Here is a 25,777-nt window from a genome sequence, read left to right as displayed (position 1 = left end):
CTTCCGTCCCGGCGCCGACACGATCATCCGCCTGGTGATGGCCGGGATGGCCGCGGCCCCGGTGCTGGCGGTCGGGCTGACCTACCGGCTCTGGGCCGCGCCCTACGCCACCGGGCAGAACGTGGTCCGCGCGCAGCCGGTGCCCTTCAGCCACCAGCACCATGTCGGCGGGCTCGGGATCGCCTGCCGCTACTGCCACACCTCCGTGGAGAAGGCCCGCTTCGCCGGCCTCCCCCCGACCCACACCTGCATGTCCTGCCACTCGCAGATCTGGACCAATGCCGAGATGCTGGCGCCGGTGCGGGCGAGCCTCGCCACCGGCACGCCGATCCGCTGGCGGCGCGTCCACACCCTGCCGGACTACGTCTACTTCGACCACAGCGTGCACGTCGCCAAGGGCGTCGGCTGCTCGACCTGCCACGGCGCCGTCCAGGGCATGCCGCTGATGCGCCAGGCCGCCCCGCTCACGATGAGCTGGTGCCTCGACTGCCACCGCAACCCCGAGCCGAATCTCCGCCCCCGCGAGGAGGTCTACGACATGGCCTGGACCCCTCCCCCCGACCAGGAGACCCGCGGCAGGGCGCTGAGGGCGGCCTACCACATCCGGTCCGCCGACCGCCTCAGCGAGTGCTCGATATGCCACCGCTGAGCGGGCCCCGGACGGTCTCGCGCCGCGAGGCGCTGCGGGCCTTCGCGGCCGGCATCACGCTGGCGGCCGGCGCCTGCGCCAAGCCGGACGAGGAGATCGTCCCCTACGTGGTCCAGCCCGAGCGGGTCACCGGGGGCGTGCCGCTCGTCTTCGCCAGCACCCTGCCGCTCGCCGGCTACGGCCGCGGCTGCCGGGTGCGCTCCGTGGACGGTCGCCCGATCAAGGTCGAGGGCAACCCGCGCCACCCGGGGAGCCTCGGGGCGACGGACGTCTTCGCCGAGGCGGCGGTGCTGTCCCTCTACGATCCCGACCGCTCGAAGACCCTGCGCCAGGGCGGCGACATCGGCACCTGGAGCGCGCTGCAGCGGGCGCTCGTCGCCAAGGTCGCGGCCTGGCGGGAGACGCGCGGCGAGGGGATGCGGCTGCTCACCGGCCGGGTGACCTCGCCGACGCTCCAGCGCCAGATCGCCCGCCTGCTCGACGCCTATCCGCGGGCGGCCTGGCACGCGCACGAGCCGACCGAGGACGCCTCCGCCCGGGCCGGCGCCGCCCTCGCCTTCGGCCGCCCGCTCTGGCCCGTGCCGCATCTCGACCGCGCCGCCGTGATCGTCAGCCTCGACGCCGACCCGCTCGGCCCGGGTCCCGACCAGATCCGCAACGGCCGCGGCTTCGGCAGCCGCCGCGTCCCGGCGGCGGGCGAGGGCTTCTCGCGGCTCTACGCGGTCGAGGCGGCGCCGACCCTGACCGGCGCCAAGGCCGACCACCGCCTCGCCCTGCCGCCGCACCGGATCGGTGAGGTGGCGGTGGCGCTGGCCCGCGCCCTCGGGGCGGACCTGCGCGCGCCGACCCTGCCGGAGGAGGCCGCCCGCCTCGCGGCGCGGGCCGCGCAGGACCTGCGCGCGCGCCGCGGCGCCGCCCTCGTCCTCGCCGGGCCGACCCTGCCGCCCGAGATCCACGCCCTCGCGCACTGGATCAACGGCGTGCTCGGCGCGCCCCTCGACTGGATCGAGCCGCCGGACCTGATCGGCGGCCGGGCGCCCGGCACGCTCTCCGACCTCGCCCGCGACCTCGCGGCGGGCGGCGTGCAGGACCTCGTGATGCTCGGGGTCAACCCGGTCTACGACGCGCCCGCCGACCTCGCCCTCGCGGAGAGGCTGGGCCGGGCCCCGTTCCGGCTCCATCTCGGCCCCGCCGTGGACGAGACGGCCGTGCTCGCCACCTGGCACGTGCCCGAGACCCACCCGCTCGAGGCCTGGGGCGACCTGCGGGCCGTCGACGGCACCGCCTCGCTGGTGCAGCCCCTGATCCGCCCCCTCTACGCCACCCGCACGGCCGAGGAGGTCGTCTGCGCCCTCCTCGGCGAGGGCGACGCCGCGTCCTACGACCTCGTGCGCGAGACCTGGAGGCCGGGGCGCGAGGCCGGGTTCGAGGAATGGTGGCGGCGCGCCCTGCACGAGGGCGTGGTGCAGGACAGCGCCGCCGCGCCGGTGGCGACCGGCAGCCCGCGCCTGCCCGATCCCGGGCCGCCCGCCGCCGCGCAGGACCTCACCCTGGTGCTGCGGCCCGATCCCGGGACCTGGGACGGGCGCATGGCCAACAATGCCTGGCTGCAGGAATGCCCGGCGCCCCTGACCAAGCAGGTCTGGGGCAACGCCCTCGCCCTCGCCCCCGACGAGGCGGCCCGGCGCGGCCTCGCCCAGGGCGACCTCGTCCGCGTCGCCGCCGGCGGGCGCAGCATCGAGGTGCCGGTCGCGACCGTGCCGGGCCACGCGGCGGGCGTGGCGAGCCTGACCCTCGGCCACGGCCGCTCCCGGGCCGGCGCCATCGGCAACGGCATCGGCGCCAGCGCCTACGCGCTGCGCCGCGAGGACGCCCTCTGGCGCGTCGACGGCGTCGCCCTCGCCCCGACCGGGCAGCATCCCGGGATCCTGACGACCCAGCGCGTGGTGCGCGAGCGGGAGGCGCGGGAGAACTACCCGCTCCTGACGCTCGCCGCCCTGGCCGAGGGCCGAACCGCCATCGGCGAGGCGCCCGGGACCGATCCCGGCCCCCATCCGAGCCTGATCGCGCCCTGGACGGGCGACGCGGACGGCCACGCCTGGGCCATGGTGATCGACGCCTCGCTCTGCATCGGCTGCAACGCCTGCGTGGTCGCCTGCCAGACCGAGAACAACGTGCCGGTGGTGGGGCCGGAGGAGGTCGCGCGCGGGCGGCTGATGCACTGGCTGCGCGTCGACACCTACGATCGCGGCGGGCCGGACCATCCCCGTCCGGGCTTCCAGCCCGTGCCCTGCATGCATTGCGAGCACGCGCCCTGCGAGCCGGTCTGCCCGGTCGCGGCCTCGGTCCACGACGGCGAGGGCCTGAACCTCCAGGTCTACAACCGCTGCATCGGCACCCGCTTCTGCGAGGCCAACTGCCCCTACAAGGTGCGCCGCTTCAACTTCCTCGGCTACGCGGACGGCCAGGAATACGCCAATCTCGGCCTCGATCCGCTGCCGGCCCAGCGCAACCCGGAGGTGACGGTCCGCCAGCGCGGCGTGATGGAGAAGTGCACCTACTGCATCCAGCGGATCAGCGGCGCGCGCCGCGCCGCGGAGCGGGACGGGCGCCCGCTCGGGCCGGGCGAGGTCACCACCGCCTGCCAGGATGCCTGCCCGAGCCGGGCGATCGCCTTCGGCGACCTCGCCGAGGCGGGGTCCGACGTCGCCCGCCTGAGGGCGGAGCCGCGCCACTACGCGCTGCTCGGCCATCTCGGGACGCGCCCGCGCACCACCTACCTGGCGGACCTGCGCAACCCCGCCCCCGACCTGCCGGGAGACGGCTCGTGAGCGCGGAGCCCCGGCCGGCCCATCGCTGGATCGCCGCCGCGCGCGAGAGCGACGCGGCCATCACGGACGCGGTGGTCGCCCCGATCCTGGTCGGGGTCGGCCGGGGCTGGTGGATCGCCCTCGCGCTCACCCTGCCCTTCGTGCTCCTGACGCTCGTCGCCGTCGCGTGGCTGTTCTGGCGGGGCGTCGGCGTCTGGGGCATCAACACCACGGTGGTGTGGGGCTTCGCCATCGCCAACTACGTCTGGTGGATCGGCATCGGCAATGCCGGCACGCTGATCTCCTCGATGCTGCTCCTGACCCGGCAGCACTGGCGGGCCTCGATCAACCGCTTCGCCGAGGCGATGACCCTGTTCGCGGTCTCGATCGCCGGGCTGTTCCCGATCCTCCACCTCGGGCGGCCGATCTACGCCTACTGGCTCGCCCCCTACCCGAACACGATGGGGCTGTGGCCGCAATGGCGCAGCGCCCTGGTGTGGGATTTCTGGGCCATCGTCAGCTACCTGCTGTTCTCGCTGCTGTTCTGGTACGTCGGGCTGATCCCCGACCTCGCGACGATGCGCGACCGGGCGGATTCGCGGGGCGCCCGGCTCTTCTACGGCAGCCTGGCGCTCGGCTGGCGCGGCTCGGCCCGGCACTGGCGCCGCCTCGGGACCCTGCACACGACGCTGGCGGCGCTCGCCGTGCCCCTGGTCTGCTCGGTCCACTCGATCGTCGGCCTCGACTTCGCGGCGAGCCTGATGCCGGGCTGGCAGGAGAGCCTCTTCCCGCCCTATTTCGTGGTCGGCGCGATGTATTCGGGCTTCGCCATGGTGGTGGTGCTGGCGGCCCTGGTGCGCTGGGGCCTGCGGCTCCAGGCCCTGATCACCGTCAACCACTTCGAGGTGATGGGGCGGGTGATGCTGATGGCCTCGCTGGTCATGGGCCTGTCCTACGCCACCGAATGGTTCATGGCCTGGTACGGCGGCAAGCCCGACGAGCGCCGCCTCGTCGCCTACGAGTTCCTGGGCGACTACGCGCTCCTCTACTGGGCGATGCTCGCCTGCAACGTGGTGGTGCCGCAGGCCCTCTGGCTGGGCCGCCTGCGGCGCAGCATCCCGGCCATGCTGGCGATCTCGCTCGTCATCAATGTCGGGATGTGGCTGGAGCGCATCCTGATCACCTGGACGACGCTGTCGCACGGCTATGCCGCGAGCCTGTGGCGGGTGTTCCGCCCGACCTTCTGGGACTGGTCCTTCCTGATCGGTCCGCTCGGATTGTTCGCCTTCTTCTTCCTTCTGTTCGTGCGCGTGGTGCCGGCGGTGTCGATGCACGAGCTGCGCGAACTCGCCCACCGGGAGGGGGCCGCCTGATGGGAGAGATGCTGGCCTGCTTCGCGGATCCCCACAGCCTGGTCCGGGCGGCCCGCACGTTGCGCGCGCGGGGCCACCGGCCCCTCGACACTTTCACGCCCTACCCGGTGGAGGCGGTCGAGGGCGTGCTGGACCCGCGCCCGAGCCGCCTGCGCTGGGCGATGCTGGCCGGGGGCGTCGGCGCGGCGGCCTTCGCGTATCTCCTGCAATGGTACGCCGCGGTGATCGACTACCCGCTCAATTCCGGCGGGCGCCCGCTGCACAGCTGGCCGGTCTTCCTGCTGGTGCCGTTCGAGGTGGGGGTGTTCGCGGCGGCGCTGGCGGGGCTCCTCGCCTTCCTGTGGGGCACCGGCCTGCCGCGCCTGCACCACCCGCTCTTCGCGGTCCCGGGCTTCGAGCGGGCGAGCCAGGACCGGTTCTTCCTGCTCGCCGCCGCGGCGGCGCCGGGCGACGGCACCGCCCTGCGCCACCTCCTGGAGGAGACCGGGGCCCTCGTGGTGTTCGAGGTGCGGCCATGAGGAGGGCGCGCCCGTCATCCCCGCCCGCCCCCCTCCGTCGGGGGCGCCCGGCGCCGCGGCGCGCCCGCCCGGTCCTCCTCCTCGCCGGCCTGCTGGTGGCCGGCTGCCAGGACCAGAACCTCTTCCAGCAGAAGCGCTTAGACACCTACGCGGCCTCCCGGATCTGGCCGGACGGCACCTCGGCCCGGCCGCTGCCGGAGGGCGCGGTCGCGCAGGGCGACCTCGCCCGCGACGCCGCCCTCGCCGCCCCGCCGGAGGTGACGCCCGCCCTCCTCGGGCTCGGCCGCGACCGCTACGACGTGTTCTGCTCGCCCTGCCACGGCTACGACGGCGACGGGCACGGGATGATCGTGCAGCGCGGCTTCCCGCCGCCGCCCTCCTACCATTCCGAGCGCCTGCGCGCGGCCCCGGCCTCCCACTTCGTCGACGTCATCACGCACGGCTACGGCGTGATGTACGCCTACGCGGCCCGCGTCCCGCCCGCCGAGCGCTGGGCCGTGGCCGCGTATATCCGGGCCCTGCAGCTCTCGCACCACGCCACCCTGGCCGAGGCGCCCGAAGCCGCCGGGAGGCTGCGGTGATCGCGCAGGCCGCCCGCGGCTGGCTCGCCGCCTACGCCGCCTGGAGCGGCATCCCGATCGGCAGCCTCGCGCTGCTCCTGATCCACGGCCTCACCGGCGGGCGCTGGGGCGAGGCGCTCGCCCCCGTGCTGCGCCCGGCCGCCTCGCTCACCCCGCTCGCGGCCCTGGCCTTCCTGCCGATCGCGCTCGGCCTCGCGGCGATCTATCCGTGGGCGGCCGATCCGGCGCAGGCCCCGCCGCAGGTCGCTCCCCTCTACCTGCACCCGACCTTCTTCCTCGCCCGCTCGGTCCTCGCCCTGGTGATCTGGTCGGTGATCGGCCTCGTGGTCGCGGCGGGACGGGGCGGCGGCCTGTTCGCGGCCGTGGCGCTCCTGCTGCACGCGGTCCTGATCAGCGTGATCGCGGTCGATTGGGTGCTCTCCGTCGAGCCCGGCTTCACCTCCTCGGCCTTCGCAGCGGGCTTCGCCATCGAGCAGATGCTCTCCGCCCTCGCCTTCGCGGCCCTGCTGGCGCCGCCGGACCTCGCGGGGCGCGACGCCAGCGACCTCGCCGGCCTGCTCCTCGCCACCCTGACCGGCACCGTCTACATCGCGCTGATGTCCTTCATCGTGGCGTGGTACGGCGACCTGCCCGACAAGGCCGCCTGGTACCTGCGCCGCGGCCAGCACGGTCTCGTCTGGCTCATCGTCGCCGCCGTCGCGGCCGGCGCGGTCCTCCCCTTCGGGCTGCTGCTGAACGGGCACCTGCGGCGCAGCCGCGCCGCCCTGCGCCTGGTGGGCGGGCTCGTGCTCCTCGGGATCGGCCTGCACCGGCTCTGGCTCGTCGCGCCGGCCTACGACCCGCCCGGCCCGCCCCTCCTCCTGGGCGCGCTCGGCCTCCTCGCCGCCGTCGCGGTCACGGTCGGCCTCGTGCGCCTCTCGGGGCGCCTCCTGGCCCGCCTGTTCCCGGCGCGCCGCCTGCCCGGAGGGCTCGGCCATGCCGGCTGACGCCTCCCCGGAGATCCCCGCCCCCCCGGAGGCCCCGGGCGTCCCGGTCCGGACGGTGCTCGCCGCCGTCGCGGGCTTCGCGCTCTTCGTCGCCGCCGCCATGGGCGGGCTCAAGCTCTCCTACGACCGCGGCGCCCCGCGGCGCGAGCGGCCGCCGCCGCGGGCGATGCCGCAGCCCGGCCTGCAGATCGACCCGGCCGGCGACCTCAAGCGCCTCCTCGACGCGCAGGGCGAGGCCCTGTCCGGCTATGCCTGGGTCGACCGGGAGCGCGGCATCGTCCGGATCCCGGTCGCGCGCGCCATGGAGATCCTCGCGGGCCGGGGCGCCGCGGCCCTCGACCCGGTCGGCGCCCCGGCGGCGGCGCCCGGCCCGATCAAGGAGAGCCGGCGGCCGTGACGCGCCTCCTCCTCGCCCTGCTGATCGCGCTCGCGCCCTGCGCCGCCCGGGCGGGCCTCGCCGCCTCCGAGCTCGCGGCGGCGGGCCTCGCGCCGCCGGCCGGCGCCCGCCTGCCCCTCGGCGCCCGCGTCACGGACGAGAGCGGCCGCTCCCTCGCCCTCGGGGAGGCGCTCGGGGGCCGCCCGGCGCTCCTCGTCCCGGTCGACTTCACCTGCCGCACCCTGTGCGGGCCGGCCTTGGCCGTGGTGGCGGGCGCGCTCGGCGAGACGGGGCTGCGGCCGGGCGCCGATTACCGGCTGATCGTGCTCGGCCTCGACCCGAAGGACGGCCTCGCCGAGGGCCGGGCGCTCCTCGGCGCGCAGGTGGCCGATCCGGCCCTGCGCGCGGCGACGGTGCTCCTGCGCGCCGACCCGGCCGCCCTCGCGGACCTCACCCGCTCGCTGGGCTACCGCACCGCCTACGATGCCGAGCACGACCAGTACGCCCACCCGTCCGCCGCCCTCGCCCTGACGCTGGACGGACACCTCGCCCGCGCCCTCTCGACCCTCGCCCTCGACGGGCCGAGCCTGCGCCTCGCGCTGCTGGAGGCCGGGCGCGGGGCGATCGGGGGCGTCGCGGGGCGGCTCGCGGTGCTGTGCTACGGCTTCGACGCGGCGCGGGGGATCTACACGCCCGCGATCTCGCGGCTCCTCACGCTCGCCGGAGCGCTGACGGTGGCCGGGCTGGGTCTGGCCCTGTGGCGGCTCGGCCGCGGCGGCGGGCCGGCCCGGAGGGTTCCGTGATGGCCTTCTGGCCCGAGACCGCCTCGACCCTCGCGCAGCGCATCGACGCGATCTTCGCCGGCCTGCTCGTCCTGTCGGGCGCGATCCTGCTCCTCGTCGTCTGCCTGCTCCTCGGCTTCTCGGTCCGCTACCGGCGCGGCTCCGCCGCCCCGCGCGGGCCGATGCCCGAGGTGGTGAGCCGCGAATTCGAGATCGGCTGGACCAGCGCGACCCTGTTCCTGTTCGTCTTCCTGTTCTGGTGGGGCACCTCGATCGAGATCAGGTCCTTCACGCCGCCCGGGGACGCGATCGAGGTGCAGGTCGTCGCCAAGCAGTGGATGTGGAAGGCGCTGCACGCCAACGGCGCCCGCGAGATCGACGCGCTGCACGTGCCGATCGGCGTGCCGGTGCGCCTCGAGATGCGCTCGCAGGACGTGATCCACTCCTTCTTCGTGCCGGCCTTCCGGCTCAAGCAGGACGTGGTGCCGGGCCAGACCCACGTGGCGTGGTTCGAGGCCACCAAGCTCGGGGTGTTCCACCTCCTCTGCGCCGAGTATTGCGGCACCGACCATTCCCGCATGCGCGGCAAGATCGTGGTGATGCGGCCGGACGCCTACGCGGCGTGGCTCGCCGCCCAGCCGGAGGGCGACGACCTCGCCAAGGCGGGCGCGGCGCTGTTCGTGGAGCGCGGCTGCTCGGGCTGCCACGCCGCCTCCGCCCGGGTGCACGCGCCGAGCCTCGCCGGCCTCTACGGCCGCACCGTGGCGCTGGCGGACGGGCGCGTGGTCGCGGCCGACGAGGCCTATCTGCGCGACTCGATCCTGCAGCCGAACAAGGACGTGGTGGCCGGCTTCGCGCCGATCATGCCGAGCTTCGCCGGCCGGCTCTCGGAGGGGGAGATCCAGAGCCTCGTCGCCTACATCCGCTCCCTCGCGAAGGAGGACCGGTCATGAGCGAGTCCGCGGCGCTCGGCGAATTGCCGCTGCCGACCGAGCCGGACTACCTGCGGTTCAGCCGCTCGGTCGGGTCCTGGCTCACCACCACCGACCACAAGCGCCTCGCGATCCTGTTCGCGGTCGTGATCACCGTGTTCTTCTTCATGGGCGGCGCGGCGATCACCCTGGTGCGCCTCGAACTCGTCTCGCCGGAGGGCCACCTCCTCACCTCGGACACCTACAACAAGCTGTTCTCGTTCCACGGCATCGTGATGGTGTGGTTCTTCCTGGTGCCCTCCATCCCCAACACGCTCGGCCTCTTCCTGGTGCCGCTGATGATCGGGGCGTCGGACCTCGCCTTCCCGCGGCTCAACCTGTTCAGCTGGTACCTCACGGTGGCGGCCGGGGCCTGCACGGTCTACGCGCTGATCGCCGGCGGGGTCGATACCGGCTGGACCTTCTACACGCCCTTCTCGACGATGTTCTCGAACACGCACGTCTTCGCGGCGGCGCTCGGCGTGTTCCTGGTCGGCTTCTCCACCATCGCCACCGGCGTCAACATCATCGCCAGCGTGCACATGCTGCGCTGTCCCGGCATGACGTGGTTCCGCCTGCCGCTCTTCGTCTGGTCGATCTACGCCACCAGCATCGTGATCGTGCTGGCGACGCCGGTCCTGGCGATCTCGCTGCTCCTCGTCATGGCCGAGCGCTGGCTCGGCCTGCCGATCTTCGACCCGAACCGCGGCGGCGACCCGATCCTGTTCCAGCACCTGTTCTGGTTCTACTCGCACCCGGCCGTCTACATCATGGTGCTGCCGGCGATGGGGGTGGTCTCGGAGATCATTCCGGCCTTCGCGCGCCGCCGCATCTTCGGCTACACGTTCATGGTCTACGCCATCCTGGCGATCGCCGGGATCGGCTTCTTCGTCTGGGGTCACCACATGTTCGTGTCGGGCATGTCGCCCTACGCGGCCCTGATCTTCTCGTTCTTGTCCTTCATCATCGCGGTGCCGTCCGCCATCAAGGTCTTCAACTGGATCTTCTCGCTCTACCGCGGGCAGATCGGGTTCGGCGCGCCGATGCTCTACGCGCTCGGCTTCGTCGGGCTGTTCACGACCGGCGGCCTGTCGGGGCTCTTCCTCGCCGCCATCCCGGTCGACGTCCACGTCACGGACACCTACTTCGTGGTCGCGCACTTCCACTACATCATGGTGGGCGGCTCGGTCTCGGCCTTCTTCGGCGGTCTGCACTTCTGGTGGCCGAAGGTGACGGGAAAGATGTACCCGGAATCCTGGGCCCGGTTCGCCGCCATCCTGATGTATTTCGGGTTCAACCTGACCTTCGCGCCGCAATTCATCGCCGGCTATCTCGGGATGCCGCGGCGCTACCACACCTATCCGCCGGAATTCCAGATCTACAACGTGATGTCGTCGTCGGGCGCGGCGATCCTGGCGGCGGCCTACCTGCTGCCGCTCGCCTACCTGACCTGGTCGCTGGTCTACGGGGCGCGGGCGTCGAGCAACCCCTGGGACGCGACCGGCCTCGAATGGAGCACGACCTCGCCGCCGCCGCACAAGAACTTCGTCCGGCAGCCGCGGGTGGTGCGCGCGCCCTACGACTACCATCCGGAGGGCCACTCGGCGACGATCGGCCCGCCGAGCTACCAGCGCGAGCAGGAGCTCCTGCCGTGAGCGGCGCGGCCGAGGGGGGCGTCGCCGGGGGCGAGCCGGCCGCGCGGCTGATCCGCGAGCCCTGGTCCGATCTCGGGCGCCAGCGGCGCGGGGCGACCTTCGGGATCTGGCTCTTCCTGGCGAGCGAGACGCTGTTCTTCGGGGCGCTGCTCCTCACCTACGCGGTGATGCGGATCGCCCACCCGGAGGCCTTCGCGGCGGCGGGCCGCGAGACCAACCTCGCCCTCGGCACCGCCAACACGGCGATCCTGCTCACCAGCAGCCTGACCATGGCGGTGGCCTCCCAGGCCGCCAAGGCCGAGGAGGACCTGCGCCGCCTCGTGGTCGCCTGCCTCGCCGTGACGGCCGCGCTCGGCCTCGCCTTCGTGGCGGTGAAGGGGGTCGAGTACCGCGAGGACATCGAGAAGAGCCTGGTGCCCGGGCCGCACTTCCCGCTCGCGGCGGCGCCGGCCCAGATCTTCTTCGCCCTCTACTGGCTGATGACGGGGGTGCACGCTTTGCACCTGTCGGTCGGGATCGCGCTGGTCGGGCGGCTCGCGCTCCTCGGCTGGCGCGGCCGGCTGGAGCTGCGCGGCAGCCCCGAGGTCGAGGTGACGGCCCTCTACTGGCACCTCGTCGACGTCGTCTGGATCGTCCTCTACCCGGTCTTCTACCTGCCGGGGCGGTCCGGATGAGCGCGACGGTCCGCTCCCTCTGGCTGCGCAACCTCGCGATCTGGGCGGCCCTGCTCGGCCTCCTGGCGCTGACCTGCGCGGCGGCCTTCTGGAAGCTCGGGGCGGCGACGGCGGCGATCGGCTTCGCCATCGCGGCCGCGAAGGCGCTCCTGGTGCTGGTCTTCTACATGGAATTGCGGGAGGCGCGCGGCCTCGTGCGCCTCGCCGCCCTGGCCGGGTTCCTGTGGGCGGGGGTGCTGTTCGCGCTGACGCTCAGCGACGTGCTGACCCGGCCGTGAGGGGAGCGCTCCGCGGCCCCGCCGCTCCTCCCGCGCGCGCAGCCGGGCCTCCTCCCGGGCGACGTAGTCCCGCGTGAGCGGCACCACGTCGTTGCGCCGCGCGAGCTGGATCTGGAACACCACCAGGTCCTCGTACCGGAAGGCCGCCTCGGAGGCCGCGAGGTACCAGTCCCACATCCGGCAGAAGCGCTCGTCGTAGAGCGCGCGCGCCGCCTCCCGCCTCGCGGCGAAGCGGGCGCGCCACGCGGCCAGCGTGCGGGCGTAGTGCAGGCGCAGCACCTCCACGTCCGTGACGATCAGGCCCGAGCGCTCGATCGCCGGCGTGATCTGGGACAGGGTCGGCAGGTGGCCGCCCGGGAAGATGTAGCGGGTGATCCAGGCATTCGTCGGGTAGGGCGCCCCCGTGCGCCCGATCGTGTGCAGGAGCATCACCCCGTCCGGCGCCAGGCGCTCCCGGACGAGGCGGAAGAAGCCGGGGTAATCGGCCGGCCCGACATGTTCGAACATGCCGACCGAGACGATCCGGTCGAAGCTGCCCGACGCCCGGCGGAAATCCTCCAGGGCGAAGTGCGCGCGGGCGGAGAGGCCGCGCGCCTGCGCCTGCGCCCGCGCCCGGGCGAGCTGCCCCTCCGCCAGCGTGATGCCCCGCACCTCCGCGCAGCCCGCGACCCCGGCGAGGTAGAGCGCGAGGCCGCCCCAGCCGCAGCCGATGTCGAGGACCCGCTGCCCGGGCCCGGCCAGGAGCTTGGCGGCGATGTGGCGCATCTTGGCCCGCTGCGCGGCCGCGAGGTCGTCCTCCTCCGCCGTGAAGTAGGCGCAGGAATACTGCCACGTCGGGTCGAGGAAGAGCCCGTAGAGGCGCTCGTCGAGCGCGTAATGGTGGGCGACGTTGCGGCGGGCCCGCCGCGGCGTGTTGCGCCGGCCGAGCCGCCGGCCGAGGCGGCGCAGCAGCGCCATCGCGGTCGCGGAGGGCAGCGGCACCTCGCCGCGGCTGCGGGCGAGGAGCACGCGCATCAGGTCGGGCAGCGTCCCCTCCTCGAGAACGAGGCCGCCCTCCACGTAGAGTTCGCCGAAGGCGAGGTCGGGATCGAGGAGGAGGCGGCGCGCCGCCGACGGGTCGCGGAGCCGCACGCGGACCGGCGGACCGTCCCGGGGCCCGGCCGTGAGGCGCCGCCCGTCCGTGCCCAGCACCGTCAGCGGCCCGGCCAGCGGCAGAGCCGCCAGCACGCGGCCGAGCACCCGTTCCATCAGCGTCGTCATCCGACGGCTCCGCCGTCAGCCCGGCCCGAACCGCCGGAAGCCGGCGCCGGACCGGGTTCGATGCGTCTCGTCGGACAAGAACGCCGTTCAGCCGCCCGCGCTCCCGGGCGAGCCCTGCAGCGGATGCCTGCGGGTCATGCCCGCCGCGCATCCTCGGCGAAGAGGCCGCGCACGACGCCGAAACTCTCCCGGTCGCCGAGCAGGCGCCGGGCCGACATGATCAGCTGGAGCTCCTCGCGGTCGTTCATGCGCTGCCGCGACAGGCTCTCCAGCTGCCGCAGCCGCTGCACCATGCGCCGCCGCTCGACGTCGCCCCGCCCGCCGAGAACGAGATCCTCGATCTCCGCCACGGTGCCGCGATCCAGAAGATCGTGCTGCCTGTTGGTCATGCAACCCTCGGAGGATGGACCCCTCATCGCAACGGCCCAGGACGCTGGCGCACCGGGCCTCCAACCCCCTCGAATCCTCGGCGCGAGCCGGTGGCTCGACGAGGCTTCGAGAACGGACCCGGCGGTCATCGGACACGCCCGCTGGGATCGTCCCAGGGTAGCGAACGGCGCCCGGTCCCGCGGCAACCCACGTTAAGATCGGGGCCCACCGCGCGGCGGGGCCGCCGCGGCCGCTCAGCCGCCGCGCCCGCGCACGAGGTAGGGGCGCCGCTCGGCCTCGGCGCGGATCACCGCGGCGCGCACGCGCAGCAGGTCCTTGCGGGAGACGAGGCCGACGAGGGCGCCCGTCCGCGGATCGGTCACCGGGATGCGGCCCTGGTCGCTCTCCATCATGACGTCGATGGCCCGCGCCACCACGTCCCGCGGATGCACCACCGCCAGGGAGGCGTCGGAGACCCGCTCCTCCAGGCGTTCCCCCGGATGCGCTGCGCCCCGCCCCTCCTCCACCGCCCAGCGCAGGGCATCGGCGCGGGTCACGAGCCCGACCGGGCGCCGGGCGGCGTCGACGACCGGGTAGGCCCGGTGGCGCCCCGCCTCGATCGCCGCCAGCGCCTCGGCCACCGGCAGGTCCGCCGGCAGCACGTCCACCTCGCGCACCATCACCTCGGCGACGCGGGTCAGTTCGTAGGGATCGACGCCGTACTCGCGGGTGACGTGCTGCCCGCGCCGCGCGATCTTCTCGGTGAGGATCGAGCGCTTCAGCAGCAGCACCGTCACCGCGTAGGCCGCCACCGTGGCGGCGAGCAGCGGCGCGAGGGCGCGCACCTCGCCGGTCAGTTCCACGGCGAAGAGCGCCCCCGTGAGCGGGGCCCGCATGGTGCCGCCCAGCATCGCCGCCATGCCGAGGAGCGCCCAGAATCCCGCCTCCCCCGGCAGGCCGGCGGCGTGGCCGAGGAGCCAGCCCATCGCCCCGCCGAGGATCAGGAGCGGGGCGAGCACGCCGCCGGAGGTCCCCGAGGACAGGGCGACGAGCCAGATCAGCGCCTTGACGGCGAGGAGGGTGAGGACGGCCCCCGCCCCCGGGCGGCCGCCGAGCAGGTCGGCGATGACGTCGTAGCCGATTCCGAGGGCGCGGGGCTCGACGAGGCCGCCCGCCCCGACGACGAGGCCCCCGAGGGCCGGCCACCACATCCAGTGGACCGGCAGGCGCTCGAAGGCGTCCTCCAGGCCGTAGAGCAGCTTGGTGAGCAGGCCGGAGAGCAGGCCCGCCGCGACCCCGAGCCCGGCGCAGGAGAGCAGCCCCCAGCCGGGCAGGTCCGGCACCGCCGCGAAGGGGAAGAGCGGCCCCGCGCCGAACAGCAGGGGCCGCCAGCCGGTCGCCACCGCGGCGGCCGCCGCGACCGGGATGAAGCTGCGCGGGCGCCACTCGAACAGCAGCAGCTCCACCGCGAGGAGCAGGGCGGCGACCGGCGTGCCGAAGATCGCCGTCATGCCGGCGGCGGCGCCGGAGACGAGCAGCGTCTTGCGCTCGGCCGCGCTCAGGTGGAACAGCTGCGCGAAGAGCGAGCCGATCGCCCCGCCCGTCATGATGATCGGTCCCTCGGCGCCGAAGGGGCCGCCGGTGCCGATCGAGATGGCCGAGGAGAGCGGCTTCAGCAGCGCCACCTTGGCGGACATCCGGCTGCCGCCGATCAGGATCGCCTCGATCGCCTCCGGGATGCCGTGGCCGCGGATCTTCTCCGAGCCGAACCGGGCCATCAGCCCGATCACGAGGCCGCCCAGCGCCGGCGCCAGCACCATCCAGGCGCCGCGGGGCGCGCCCGCGAGGCCGGCGGGCTCCGCGTCGAGGCGCCCGAACCACGCGAGGTTCGTGACGAGGCCGATCAGCTTGACCAGCGCCAGGGCCGCGAAGGCCCCGCCCGTCCCCACCACGAGCGCCATGGCGAGCAGGATCACGACCCGATGGTCGGCGCTGAAATCCGCGAGCGGACGCCGGGCCCGGACGGGTATGGCGTGCCGCCCGGCGGACTGGGCCGGCCTGCCGTCGGCTTGGGCCGGCCTCCCGGCGGACTGGGCCGGCCTGCCGGCGGCTTGGGCCGGCCTGCCGGCGGCCTGGGCCGGAGCCCTCTGCTGATCCATGTTCCCTCCGCGTCGCGGGGCGGAAATATATCGTGTCACGATATATTTCCAGCGCGCGGACCGACGAGGAGGCATGCCTTGGCCGAAGAGCCGATTGCGCCGGAGGGCCTGTCGCGCGCGGAATACGCGGCGCTGGCGGCGTTCCGGTTCCGCCTGAGGCAGTTCCTGGCCTTCAGCGAGGCGGCGGCGCTCGCCGAGGGGCTGCCGCCCCAGCAGCACCAGGCGCTGCTCGCCGTGGCGGGTCACGCGGGGGAGCGGCCGCCGACGGTCGGGCTGCTGGCCGAGCAGCTGCTGATCGCGCCCCACAGCGCCGCGGAGCTGGTGGCGCGGATGGTCGAGGGCGGGTTGCTGGCCAAGACCCGCGGGCGCGCGGACCGGCGGCGGATGGAACTCGCCCTGACGCCGCGGGCCGAGGCGCTGCTGGCGCGGCTCACGGCGGCGCATCTGCGGGAGCTGAGGAGCCTCGAACCGGCGCTGGTCCGGGCGCTGGGACGCCTCGCCCGGCCGCAGGCCGGCCCGCAGGCCGGCCCGCAGGCCGGCGGCTGACCGGGAACAGGCCCGGCGCGAAGGCGCGGGGCTGGAACGCCGGGACACCGCGTCGCGCCCCAGGGGCGGACGAGCCGTTCCCGGCCCCCGATCCTGCCGCCCGGGGCGGTCGCGGGCGCGGGGCTGAGCGGAGTTGCGCCGGGCAACTCTGCCTAGCTCTTGTTCTCGCATCAATTTCCGCTGACGCGGTCCTTCGGGCCGCCGCCGAAAAGGTGACCCCTTCGGCGAATGATGCTTAGCGCCGGCCCGCCTGGCGGAGCAGCAGGTTCATCACCAGGGCGGTCCAGCCGGTCTGGTGCGAGGCGCCGAGGCCGCGGCCGCTGTCCCCGTCGAAGAACTCGTGGAACAGGAGCGGCTCCCCGTCGCCGAAGACCGGCGGCGGGCGGGCGCCGAAGGCGGGCCGGCGGCCCTCCGCGTCCTTCGTGAACAGGGCGATGAGCCGGTCCTCCAGCGCGTCCGCGATGGCGCTCAGCGTGCGCAGGTCCCCGGAGCCGGTCGGGTACTCGACCAGGAAATCGTCGCCGTAATAGGCGTGGAAGCGGCGCAGGGATTCGACGATCAGGTAGTTCATCGGCATCCAGACCGGCCCGCGCCAGTTCGAGTTGCCGCCGAACATGTTGGAGGTCGAGTCGGCCGGGTCGTACCGGACCGTGAAGGAGGCCCCGAAGGCGTCGAGGGCGTAGGGCTGCGCCTCGTGCACCTTCGAGAGGGAGCGCACGCCGAAGGGCGACAGGAACTCGCTCTCGTCGAGCATGCGCCGCAGCAGCGCCTTCATGCGGTGGCCGCGCAGCAGCGAGAGCAGCTTGCGGTCGCCGACGCCGCCTTCCGTCCAGCGCGAGACGAGCCGCGCGAGGTGGGGCCGGTGCTCCAGCACCCAGTTGAGGCGCCGGGCGAAGTCCGGCAGGCGCTGGAGCATGCCGGGCTCGATCACCTCGACGGCGAAGAGCGGCACCAGCCCGACCATCGAGCGCACCCGCAGCGGGATCATGCCGCCGTCCGGCATGTCGACCTCGTCGTAGTAGAACTGATCCTCCTCGTCCCAGAGCCCGAATCCCTCGCCGCCCATGTCGGTCATCGCCTCGGCGATGAGCAGGAAATGCTCGAAGAACTTCGAGGCCGTGCTCTCGTAGACGTCGTTGTGGAGCGCCAGTTCGAGGGCGATGCGCATCATGTTGAGGGCGTACATCGCCATCCAGGCGGTGCCGTCGGCCTGGTGAACGATGCCGAAGCCCGGGGGCGGCCGGGAGCGGTCGAAGACGCCGACGTTGTCGAGCCCGAGGAAGCCGCCCTGGAAGACGTTGCGGCCGGTGGCGTCCTTGCGGTTCACCCACCAGGTGAAGTTGATCAGGAGCTTGTGGAACACGCCCTCCAGGAAGGCGAGGTCGCCGCGCCCGCCCCGGCGCTCCCGGTCGATCTCGAAGACCCGGAAGGTCGCCCAGGCATGGACCGGCGGGTTGGTGTCGCCGAACTCCCACTCGTAGGCCGGCAGCTGCCCGTTCGGGTGCATGTACCATTCGCGGGTGAGCAGCAGCAGCTGGCCCTTGGCGAAGCCCGGATCGAGGAGGGCGAGGGGCAGGCAGTGGAAGGCGAGGTCCCAGGCCGCGAACCAGGGATATTCCCACTTGTCCGGCATCGAGAGCACGTCGGCGGCGGCGAGGTGGCGCCAGGCGGCGTTGCGGCCGCAGGCCCGCTCCCGCGGCGGCTCGGGCTGGAGCGGGTCGCCGGCGAGCCAGCGGCGGACGTCGTAGCGGTAGAGCTGCTTCGTCCAGATCAGGCCCGCGGCGGCCTGCCGGAAGATCGCCCGCCGGTCGGGATCCTCGATCCCGTCCTGGAGATCCTCGTAGAAGGCGTCGGCCTCCGCGACGCGCTGGGCGAGCACGGCATCCTCCCGGTCGACGGGGCGCGGGCGCGGGCCTGCCGCGAGGCGCAGGCGGACCGTCGCGCGCTCGCCGGGGCGCAGGCGGAACCGGTAGTGCAGGCCGAGCTTGGTGCCGCCCTCCTCCGACACGGCGGCGCGGTCGCCCTCGATCAGGGCCGCGTGGATGCCGTCCTTGAACGGCCCGGGCGCGTCGGGCCGGCCGGCGTGGCGGCGCAGGTTGGTGTCGTTCTCGCAGAACAGCAGGCGCGGCGCGCCCTCGTAGCTGAGCCGGTAGGCGCCGAGCCGCGGATGCGCGCAGGCGACGGAGCCGTCCGGCAGCGCCGCGAGGCGCGGCCTCGCCTCGGATCCCTGCGCCTCCCAGGACCAGGTGTTGCGGTACCAGACCTGCGGCACGAGGTGGAGGTCGGCCGGGTCCGGCCCGCGATTGACCGCGGTGACGCGCAGGTGGATGTCGGCGATGTCGGCCTTGGCGTACTCGACGGCGACGTCGAAGAAGCGGTCATCCGCGAAGAGGCCGGTCTCCTCGATCTCGAATTCGGGCCGGTCGCGCCCGCGCCGCAGGCTCTCGGCGAGGAGGGCCTCGTAGGGGTACGGATCCTGCGGGTAGCGGTAGAGGAACTTGAGGTAGGCGTGGCTCGGCACGGCGTCGAGGTAGTGGTAGATCTCCTTGACATCCTCGCCGTGATTGCCCTCCTGGTTGGTCAGGCCGAACAGGCGCTCCTTGAGGATGCGGTCGCGGCCGTTCCAGAGGGCGAGCGCGACGCAGAGGAAGCCGCGGTCGTCGCAGATCCCGGCGAGGCCGTCCTCGCCCCAGCGATAGGCGCGCGAGCGCGCCTCCTCGTGGGTGAGGGCGCGCCACGCATCGCCGTCGCGGCTGTAATCCTCGCGGACGGTGCCCCACTGCCTCTCGCTGAGATACGGTCCCCAGAGGGACCACGCCCGCTCGCCCCGGCCCTGCTCGGCGATGCGCCGCCGCTCGGCCCAACGATCCACCCCGTCCACGGCGCTCCATCCGGCTTGCGGGACGGGGCGCGGGCCTCCGGCGCCCGCCCCTCCCGGGCCGCCGCCGATGCATTTTCAACGCCAAGGCTTCCGGAGCGCCAAGGCTTCCGGAGCGCCAAGGCTTCCGGAGCGCCAAGGCTTCTGGAGCGCCAAGGCTTCTGGAGCGCCAAGGCTTCTGGAGCGCCAAGGCTTCTTCGCCGCCAAGGCTCCGGGGTGGAGGCGCCCGCGCCCGGCGAACGAGGCTCAGCGGGCCGCCTGCCGGTGGTGGCGGACGGCGTGGCGGCGGGCCGGCGGCGCGGCGGCGCGCATGCGGCGCGGGCGCAGCGCCGGGGCCTCGGTCCCGGGCGTCACGCCGGCCTGGACGCCCTCGTAGACGCCCCGGCCCGTGCGCGCCCGGTAGGCGGCGCCCGCGTAGTCGCCGGGGGTCGGCGGGGTGCCGGGCTGCGAGAAGCTGGTCTCGGGCCGGTAGGCCGGCCCCCAGCCGATCTCGTCGCCGCCCGCCGGATCGGGGCCGGGAATGCCCGTGACGTAGCCGACGCTCTGGGCCGAGGCCGGACCCGCCAACCCGCCGAGGGCGAGGGCGGCGGCGAGGACGAGGATGGGACGCAGCATGGCGGGATCCTGACGCTCAGTAAGGCACGCTGCCGAGGACGTAGGCGGCCGGGCGGGGCCGGCGGTTGAGCGGCCCCTCGCTGATCTGGTCGTCGTAGTAGCCGAACCCGGTCGGCCCGAAGGCGCCGCCGTTCTGGACATGCGCGACCGGAACCGCCCGCACCGCCACCAGCGGCGCGCCGCTCGGGACGGCGAAGGGGTCGACGCGCAGCACCACGGGACCGCGCGCCGCCGCGCGGGCGTAGACGTCCTGGCGCGCGGCCGCCTCGGGCCGCACGCGCAGGGTCAGCGGAGCCTCCCGGGCCGTCTGGGCCGCGGCGGGGCCGGCGAGGCCGGCGGCGACGAGGAGGAGAAGGGGGCGAGGCACGGGCCGGTCCTTGACGCGAGGGGGGGCCAACTCCTCAACGCGCCGGAACCGCAAGGGTTGCCGGGACGTGTTGCCGGGACGTGTTGCCGGGACGTGTTGCCGGGAGAGCGCGCCGGGGGACGCGCCGCCGGGGCCGATCAGCCCTTGCTGCGGACCACCACCGCCTGCTCGCGCAGGGCCGGCTCGCAATCGGTCCAGAAGCCGTTCAGCACGGTCGGCCGGGAATGGCAGCGATAGGCCTCCTCCGGCCCCGGGGCCGGCACCGGATCGCGGGCGACGATCGGGTTCGGCGCGCAGGCGGCCGGCGCGAGGGCCGCGAGGACCAGGCCGGCGAGGGTCAGCGAACGACGCATGGAAGAACCCGGGGGGTTGAGGAACGGCAGCGTGGCCGCAACCCTGCCGCTCCGCCCCGCTCCGATCAAGGCGCGCCCGGGACCGGCGCGGCCCGAGCCGGGCTTTCACCCCGCCCTGTCACCGCGCGGCCACAAGGCCCCGCCCGGCTCATCCGCCATCCGGTTGCTTGCGTCGCCATCTCCCATTGCGGCCATGCGGATGTCGGCTTCGCTCAGGCGCCGCGCAGGCTTGGGATCCGGGATCCGCTTCGATCAAGCGGATCCCGGCTCAGACCGCCTTCTGCAGGGGGACCACGTTGTGCAGGGTGCGCTCCGCCCCCTCGAAGAAGCGGCGGATGTTGCGGGCGGCCTGGCGGATGCGCTGCTCGTTCTCGACCAGGGCGATGCGCACGAACTCGTCCCCGTGCTCCCCGAAGCCGATGCCCGGCGCCACCGCCACGTCCGCCTTCTCGACCAGCAGCTTGGAGAATTCGAGGCTGCCGAGGCCGCGGAACTTCTCCGGGATCGGCACCCAGGCGAACATCGAGGCGGAGGGGGCGGGAATCGCCCAGCCGCATTTCTGGAACGAATCGACCAGCGCGTCGCGCCGCCGCCGGTAGGTGGCGCGCATCTCGTGGATGCAGGCGTCCGGCCCGTTCAGGGCGGCGGTCGCGGCGACCTGGATCGGCGTGAAGGCGCCGTAATCGAGGTAGGACTTCACGCGCGTCAGGGCCGCGAGCAGCCGCTCGTTGCCGACCGCGAAGCCCATCCGCCAGCCCGCCATCGAGAAGGTCTTCGACAGGGAGGTGAACTCCACCGTCACGTCGATGGCGCCCGGCACCTGCAGCACGGAGGGCGGCGGGTTGGCGTCGTCGAAATAGACCTCCGCGTAGGCGAGGTCGGAGAGCAGGATCAGGTCGTGCTTCTTGGCGAAGGCGACGAGGTCCCGGTAGAAGTCGAGGGAGGCGACGTAGGCGGTCGGGTTCGAGGGGTAGCAGACCACCAGCGCCACCGGCTTGGGGATCGAGTGCTGCACCGCCCGCTCGACGGCCGGGAAGAAGGCCGGCGTCGGCTCCGCCGGGACCGAGCGGATCACGCCCCCCGCCATCAGGAAGCCGAAGGCGTGGATCGGGTAGCTCGGATTGGGCACCAGCACCACGTCGCCCGGCGCCGTGATGGCCTGGGCCATGTTGGCGAAGCCCTCCTTCGAGCCGAGGGTCGCCACGACCTGGGTCTCGGGGTTCAGGCTCACGCCGAAGCGGCGCTGGTAGTAGCCGGCCTGGGCCCGGCGCAGGCCGGCGATGCCCTTCGAGGCCGAGTAGCGGTCGGTGCGCGGCTTGCCGGCGGTCTCGATCAGCTTCTCGATCACGTGGCGCGGCGCGTCGAGGTCCGGATTGCCCATGCCGAGATCGATGATGTCGGCGCCGTTGGCGCGGGCGGCGGCCTTGATCCGGTTGACCTGCTCGAAGACGTAGGGGGGCAGTCGCTTGATGCGGTGAAAATCGGTCATCGGCCGGATCCTGATCGGCGCCGCCTCCCGGGGCGCCCGTCGCGGGGTCGTTCGTCCGGCGGGTGCAGCGCCGCCGGAGCCGTCCTGATTAGCGGTGTTCCGGCCGCGGCGGAACTGTCATTCCCTCCGACCGAGGTCGAATTCCGCGCGGGTGTGGTTCGCGGACCTGTCGCAGATCTCTGCCAGAAGGCCGGCAAGACACCCGCAGGAGCCGCCAAGCGACCCGGACGCCCCGCGCCTCCCGGCCTCACGGGGCCGGCTTCGCCGCCGCCCCGGCCCCGGCCGCGTCCCTGCCCTTGGCCTCGTTGCGGCGGCGGCTGGCGTCGAGCTCGGCCTCCAGGTCCTTCACGCCCGCGGCCGACTTCGCCCGCACCGGGCGCGGCGGGGCCGAGGTGCCGACCGGCACGTAGTCGATGTCCGGGCGCCGGGACCGGGCGACGAAGTCGGGCGCCTCGACCGGCTTCGGGGCCGGGACGATCGCCCGCGCGGCGTCGCGCACGGGATTCGACCCGTCGAGGACGCAGGCCGAGAGCGCCGGGGCGAGGGTGAGGAGGAGGGCACGACGCAGCGGGAAGCGCATGGGAACCTGGACGGTGGGATCGCGGCGGTGGAACCTGGGCAGTGCAGCGCGGGCAGGGTATGGGCAGGGTATGGGCAGGGTATGGGCAGGGTACTTGGGAAACCCGGTTCGGCATCTGGCAGAATCCGGTTGTGAGGCGTTAGTTTGTCCGAAAGGCGGCTTGACCCGGCAGGGGCGGCCGAGTGGGAGGGAGTAGCGCGTGACGGTCGAGAAGGTCGCGACGCCGGTCGTGGACGTGGAGTCGATGTCCTGCAACGCGGGGCAGCTGGTCGAGGAGTTCCGGCGGGCGGTGGTGGCCTACGCCAAGCCCTTCGAGCAGGGCAAGCCCGACGCGGCGCTGGCCGAGGGCGTCACCGAAGTGGTCAGGACCCTCGGGACGGTGGCGGAGCGCTGGCTCGCCGACCCCCAGAAGGCGACGGAGGCGCAGACGCTGATCGGGGGCCAGATGCTGGCCCTGTGGGGCTCGACGCTGCAGCGGATGCAGGGCGAGGCGGTGACCCCCGTGGCGATGCCCGATCCCCGCGACAAGCGCTTCGCGGCCCCCGAATGGTCGACGAACCCGATGTTCGACTTCCTGAAGCAGGGCTACCTCATCACCACCCGCTGGGCCGAGATCCTGGTCGACGAGGCCGAGGGGCTCGACGACCACACCCGCGCCAAGGCGCGCTTCTACGTGCGGCAATTGTCGAGCGCGCTGTCGCCGTCGAACTTCCTGGCGACCAACCCGGAGCTGATCCGCGACACGATGCGCGAGAGCGGCGCCAACCTCGTGCGCGGCATGCGGATGCTCGCCGAGGACGTCGAGGCCGGGCGGGGCGAGCTGCGCGTGCGCCAGACCGATCCCGGCCGCTTCGAGATCGGCGTCAACATGGCGAGCACCCCCGGCGAGGTCGTCTTCCGCAACGACCTCATCGAGCTGATCCAGTACGCCCCGCAGACCGAGACGGTGCTGAAGCGCCCGCTCCTGATCGTGCCGCCCTGGATCAACAAGTTCTACATCCTCGACCTCAACAAGGAGAAGAGCTTCATCGGCTGGGCGGTGTCGCAGGGGCTCACCGTCTTCGTGATCTCCTGGGTCAACCCGGACGAGCGGCACGCGGAGAAGGATTTCGAGAGCTACATGCGGGAGGGCATCTTCGCGGCCCTCGACGCGGTCGAGGCGGCGAGCGGCGAGCGCGAGGTCTCGGCGGTGGGCTACTGCGTCGGCGGCACCCTGCTGGGCGTCACCCTGGCCTCCATGGCCGCGACGGGCGACGACCGCATCGCCAGCGCGACCTTCCTGACCACCCAGGTCGACTTCACCCATGCCGGCGACCTGAAGGTCTTCGTCGACGAGCCGCAGATCCGCGCCGTCGAGGCCAGCATGCAGAGCCGCGGCTACCTCGACGGCTCCAAGATGGCCAACGCCTTCAACATGCTGCGGCCGAACGACCTGATCTGGCCCTACGTCGTCAACACCTATCTCAAGGGCAAGGCGCCGCTGCCCTTCGACCTGCTCTACTGGAACTCCGACGCGACCCGGATGCCGGCCGCCAACCACTCCTTCTACCTGCGCAACTGCTACCTGGAGAACAGGCTGTCGCGCGGCGAGATGGTGCTGGCGGGCACGCGCCTCGACCTCGGCAAGGTGACGATCCCGATCTTCAACCTCGCCACCCGCGAGGACCACATCGCCCCGGCCCTCTCGGTCTTCGAGGGATGCCGCTGCTTCGGGGGGCCGGTCGATTACGTGCTGGCCGGCTCCGGCCACATCGCGGGCGTCGTCAACCCGCCCGCCAATCCGAAGTACCAGTTCTGGACCGGCGGCCCGGCCCACGGCTCGCTCGGCGAGTGGATCGCCGCGGCGACCGAGCATCCCGGCTCGTGGTGGCCCTACTGGTTCGCGTGGATCGAGCGCCAGGCGCCCGAGCGCGTCCCGGCCCGCGAGCCGGGCGGCGGCAGGCTCCCCTCGCTGGCCCCGGCACCCGGGACCTACGTGCGCGTGAAGGCGTGACCGACCTGCGCGGGCCGCCGGGCACGCGGCCGGGCGGCCCCACAGGGTTAGTACTTGCGGATGATCGGCGCCGGGCTGAGCGGGGCCGCCGGCGTATCCCAGCGGTACTTGATGCCCACCGACACGACGTCGGCGCTCGTGTCCGTCGTCGCCAGATAGGCGAGCGGCGCCACGTAGAGCGGATCGCCCGGCACGATCCGGACCGGGTTGCGGCCCGCCGCGAACAGGTGCGAGTAGGCGACGTCGAACTGGATCTTGTCGCTGTAGCGGTAGCTCGCGCCGATCGAGCCCCAGTAGCGGTCGCCGTCCGGCAGCCGCGTCGAGCGGTTGGCGTCGGTGATCGGCGAGACCTCGTAGGCGAAGCCCGCCCGCAGCGTCCATTGCGGGCTGACGTCGTACTCGCCGCCGACCGAGTAGTGGAACCCGTCCCGGTAGCGCAGCGGCAGGGCCGAGACCGGGATGTTGAGGCTCTGCGAGACGATGGCCGGCGTGCCGAGGCGGGACCAGTTGTCCCACTCGAAGCCCAGATTGATGCGGAATTCCGGGGTGATGCCCTGGGTCAGGCCGACCGAGAGCTTCTCGGGCGTGTTGAGGTTCGAGCGCACCCGGCCCGGCACCACGGAGAGCACCCCGTCGAGCTCGTGGTGGATCGAGGAGCGGAAGCCGACGCCGAGGGTCGTGGTGGCGGTCGGCTGGATCAGCAGGCCGGCCGTGAAGCCCACGCCCCAATCGTCGCCCTTGAGGAGCGCGCTCGGGGCGAGCGGCGAGATGCCGACCGCTTGGCGCAGCTTGAGCTTGAAGTACTCGATGGTCGGGCCGGCCGCCACCGACAGCCAGTCGGTGACCCGGTAGCCGATCACCGGGTTGAAGTTGAGCGAGAAGATCCGCGACGAGCGGCTGTAGGTCTGGCCGGCCCAGACCTGGTTCGGCTTGGTGACGAGGCCGAACGGCGCGGCGCCCGCGAGGCCCAGGAACAGGCGCTCGCCGAGCTGGTAGTTGGTGTAGGTCGCCGGCAGCACGGCGGCCTGGCCGATGTCGCCCGATTCGCCGAGGGTGCGCAGCGGCGCGAAGGTCCCGGGCTGCGTCGTGAAGGTCGCCTGCGGCACGATCACGGTGGCGTTGTAGTCCGAGTTCCAGCCCGGCTTCATCGTGACGGCGGCCGGGTTCCAGAACATCGAGGACAGGCCGCCCGAACCGGCGGCCGCGCCCGCGAAGGCCAGGCCCTGGGCCTCGGCGCTCTGTTCCCGCAGGCCGAAGGCGCCCGCCCGCGCCCGGTCCGCCCCCGCGACGCCCGCCCCGAAGGCGAGCGCGGCCAGCAGCGCAGCCCTGCTCGTTGAGCTCAGCACGTTCCACTCCCCATTATCCCGCGAGGCTCCGTCGCAGCAGCTTCGGCCGGCGGCTCAGCTTGACTCTGCCTCAGGCGGCGGCGGCGGCGCAACGCGGCCCGCCGGCCGCCACGGGCGCTGGCTATATTTGAGTAAACCTCGTTCGATGGGAGTTTCGTGCGATAGTACG

At 73.5% G+C, this 25,777-nt stretch carries 23 protein-coding genes and 1 pseudogene; 14 read left to right on the top strand and 10 right to left on the bottom strand.

The genetic code is table 11. The annotated features are described in order from the left end of the window. The first annotated feature begins 37 nt into the window (after nt 1–37). From M446_RS28125 to M446_RS39275, 12 genes are read left to right on the top strand one after another with little or no spacing between them, the layout of a single operon-like run. A complete protein-coding gene (locus M446_RS28125; protein WP_050777589.1) occupies nt 38–649 on the top strand; it encodes a cytochrome c3 family protein in 612 nt (203 codons plus the stop codon). Further along, the gene (locus M446_RS28120; protein WP_012335489.1) at nt 637–3,480 is read left to right on the top strand and encodes a 4Fe-4S dicluster domain-containing protein; all 2,844 of its coding nucleotides are present in this window, start codon (nt 637–639) and stop codon (nt 3,478–3,480) included. The genes M446_RS28125 and M446_RS28120 overlap by 13 nt, the downstream gene beginning before the upstream one ends. Beyond that, nucleotides 3,477–4,832, top strand: a complete 1,356-nt coding sequence (gene nrfD, locus M446_RS28115) for an NrfD/PsrC family molybdoenzyme membrane anchor subunit (protein WP_012335488.1) — start codon at nt 3,477–3,479, stop codon at nt 4,830–4,832. Before M446_RS28120 ends, nrfD begins: the two co-directional genes overlap by 4 nt. Beyond that, nucleotides 4,832–5,350: a DUF3341 domain-containing protein gene (locus tag M446_RS28110; protein WP_012335487.1), complete on the top strand. Its 519-nt coding sequence runs from the start codon at nt 4,832–4,834 to the stop codon at nt 5,348–5,350. The genes nrfD and M446_RS28110 overlap by 1 nt, the downstream gene beginning before the upstream one ends. After that, on the top strand, nt 5,347–5,931 hold the full coding sequence (locus M446_RS28105; protein WP_012335486.1) for a c-type cytochrome: 585 nt from the start codon (nt 5,347–5,349) through the stop codon (nt 5,929–5,931). The genes M446_RS28110 and M446_RS28105 overlap by 4 nt, the downstream gene beginning before the upstream one ends. Further along, on the top strand, nt 5,928–6,917 hold the full coding sequence (locus tag M446_RS28100) for a hypothetical protein (RefSeq protein WP_012335485.1): 990 nt from the start codon (nt 5,928–5,930) through the stop codon (nt 6,915–6,917). The genes M446_RS28105 and M446_RS28100 overlap by 4 nt, the downstream gene beginning before the upstream one ends. Next, the gene (locus M446_RS28095; protein ID WP_012335484.1) at nt 6,907–7,314 is read left to right on the top strand and encodes a hypothetical protein; all 408 of its coding nucleotides are present in this window, start codon (nt 6,907–6,909) and stop codon (nt 7,312–7,314) included. The genes M446_RS28100 and M446_RS28095 overlap by 11 nt, the downstream gene beginning before the upstream one ends. Beyond that, entirely contained in the window at nt 7,311–8,096 is a 786-nt protein-coding gene (locus M446_RS28090) for a hypothetical protein (RefSeq protein WP_012335483.1), read from the top strand. The genes M446_RS28095 and M446_RS28090 overlap by 4 nt, the downstream gene beginning before the upstream one ends. Then, the gene (gene coxB, locus M446_RS28085; protein ID WP_012335482.1) at nt 8,096–9,028 is read left to right on the top strand and encodes a cytochrome c oxidase subunit II; all 933 of its coding nucleotides are present in this window, start codon (nt 8,096–8,098) and stop codon (nt 9,026–9,028) included. The genes M446_RS28090 and coxB overlap by 1 nt, the downstream gene beginning before the upstream one ends. After that, nucleotides 9,025–10,701, top strand: a complete 1,677-nt coding sequence (locus M446_RS28080) for a cbb3-type cytochrome c oxidase subunit I (RefSeq protein ID WP_012335481.1) — start codon at nt 9,025–9,027, stop codon at nt 10,699–10,701. The genes coxB and M446_RS28080 overlap by 4 nt, the downstream gene beginning before the upstream one ends. Further along, nucleotides 10,698–11,375 carry a cytochrome c oxidase subunit 3 family protein gene (locus M446_RS28075; protein ID WP_012335480.1) on the top strand — a complete coding sequence of 226 codons (678 nt, stop codon included), beginning with the start codon at nt 10,698–10,700 and terminating at the stop codon, nt 11,373–11,375. Before M446_RS28080 ends, M446_RS28075 begins: the two co-directional genes overlap by 4 nt. Then, nucleotides 11,372–11,653, top strand: a complete 282-nt coding sequence (locus M446_RS39275; RefSeq protein ID WP_236728939.1) for a cytochrome C oxidase subunit IV family protein — start codon at nt 11,372–11,374, stop codon at nt 11,651–11,653. The genes M446_RS28075 and M446_RS39275 overlap by 4 nt, the downstream gene beginning before the upstream one ends. A gap of 120 nt (nt 11,654–11,773) precedes the next feature. Here the strand turns inward: M446_RS39275 and M446_RS39270 are convergent. The 3 genes and pseudogenes from M446_RS39270 to M446_RS28060 all read right to left on the bottom strand — a co-directional run. Beyond that, nucleotides 11,774–12,610 (bottom strand): annotated as a pseudogene (locus tag M446_RS39270) (class I SAM-dependent methyltransferase); the annotation flags it as partial. Between the two features lie 437 nt (nt 12,611–13,047). Continuing rightward, on the bottom strand, nt 13,048–13,302 hold the full coding sequence (locus tag M446_RS28065) for a hypothetical protein (protein WP_012335478.1): 255 nt from the start codon (nt 13,300–13,302) through the stop codon (nt 13,048–13,050). 234 nt (nt 13,303–13,536) lie between these two features. Next, the gene (locus tag M446_RS28060; RefSeq protein ID WP_012335477.1) at nt 13,537–15,441 is read right to left on the bottom strand and encodes a chloride channel protein; all 1,905 of its coding nucleotides are present in this window, start codon (nt 15,439–15,441) and stop codon (nt 13,537–13,539) included. Between the two features lie 78 nt (nt 15,442–15,519). On the opposite strand from M446_RS28060, the gene M446_RS28055 reads away from it, so the two are divergent. Further along, nucleotides 15,520–15,987: a MarR family winged helix-turn-helix transcriptional regulator gene (locus M446_RS28055; protein WP_012335476.1), complete on the top strand. Its 468-nt coding sequence runs from the start codon at nt 15,520–15,522 to the stop codon at nt 15,985–15,987. A 235-nt stretch (nt 15,988–16,222) separates the two neighbouring features. Here the strand turns inward: M446_RS28055 and M446_RS28050 are convergent, their stop codons facing one another. From M446_RS28050 to M446_RS28025, 6 genes are all read right to left on the bottom strand, one after another. Next, the gene (locus M446_RS28050; RefSeq protein ID WP_012335475.1) at nt 16,223–18,868 is read right to left on the bottom strand and encodes an MGH1-like glycoside hydrolase domain-containing protein; all 2,646 of its coding nucleotides are present in this window, start codon (nt 18,866–18,868) and stop codon (nt 16,223–16,225) included. Nucleotides 18,869–19,111: 243 nt separating this feature from the next. After that, the gene (locus M446_RS28045) at nt 19,112–19,480 is read right to left on the bottom strand and encodes a hypothetical protein (RefSeq protein WP_012335474.1); all 369 of its coding nucleotides are present in this window, start codon (nt 19,478–19,480) and stop codon (nt 19,112–19,114) included. A 16-nt stretch (nt 19,481–19,496) separates the two neighbouring features. Further along, nucleotides 19,497–19,847, bottom strand: coding sequence for a hypothetical protein (locus M446_RS28040; RefSeq protein ID WP_012335473.1), 351 nt, complete (start codon nt 19,845–19,847; stop codon nt 19,497–19,499). A gap of 137 nt (nt 19,848–19,984) precedes the next feature. Next, the gene (locus tag M446_RS28035) at nt 19,985–20,200 is read right to left on the bottom strand and encodes a hypothetical protein (protein ID WP_012335472.1); all 216 of its coding nucleotides are present in this window, start codon (nt 20,198–20,200) and stop codon (nt 19,985–19,987) included. A 268-nt stretch (nt 20,201–20,468) separates the two neighbouring features. Continuing rightward, nucleotides 20,469–21,689 (bottom strand): LL-diaminopimelate aminotransferase, encoded by a 1,221-nt coding sequence (locus tag M446_RS28030; RefSeq protein ID WP_012335471.1) that lies wholly within the window; start codon nt 21,687–21,689, stop codon nt 20,469–20,471. 247 nt (nt 21,690–21,936) lie between these two features. Beyond that, on the bottom strand, nt 21,937–22,269 hold the full coding sequence (locus M446_RS28025) for a hypothetical protein (protein ID WP_012335470.1): 333 nt from the start codon (nt 22,267–22,269) through the stop codon (nt 21,937–21,939). A 199-nt stretch (nt 22,270–22,468) separates the two neighbouring features. On the opposite strand from M446_RS28025, the gene phaC reads away from it, so the two are divergent. Beyond that, nucleotides 22,469–24,262, top strand: a complete 1,794-nt coding sequence (gene phaC / locus M446_RS28020) for a class I poly(R)-hydroxyalkanoic acid synthase (protein WP_012335469.1) — start codon at nt 22,469–22,471, stop codon at nt 24,260–24,262. 47 nt (nt 24,263–24,309) lie between these two features. On the opposite strand, the gene M446_RS28015 is transcribed toward phaC, so the two are convergent. After that, nucleotides 24,310–25,608: an OmpP1/FadL family transporter gene (locus M446_RS28015; protein ID WP_012335468.1), complete on the bottom strand. Its 1,299-nt coding sequence runs from the start codon at nt 25,606–25,608 to the stop codon at nt 24,310–24,312. Between the last annotated feature and the right edge of the window lie 169 nt (nt 25,609–25,777).

It is taken from the genome of Methylobacterium sp. 4-46 (assembly GCF_000019365.1).
Lineage (GTDB): Bacteria > Pseudomonadota > Alphaproteobacteria > Rhizobiales > Beijerinckiaceae > Methylobacterium.
The sequence above is the reverse complement of the archived record's forward strand: the minus strand, read 5'-3'. Positions and strand labels throughout refer to the sequence as shown.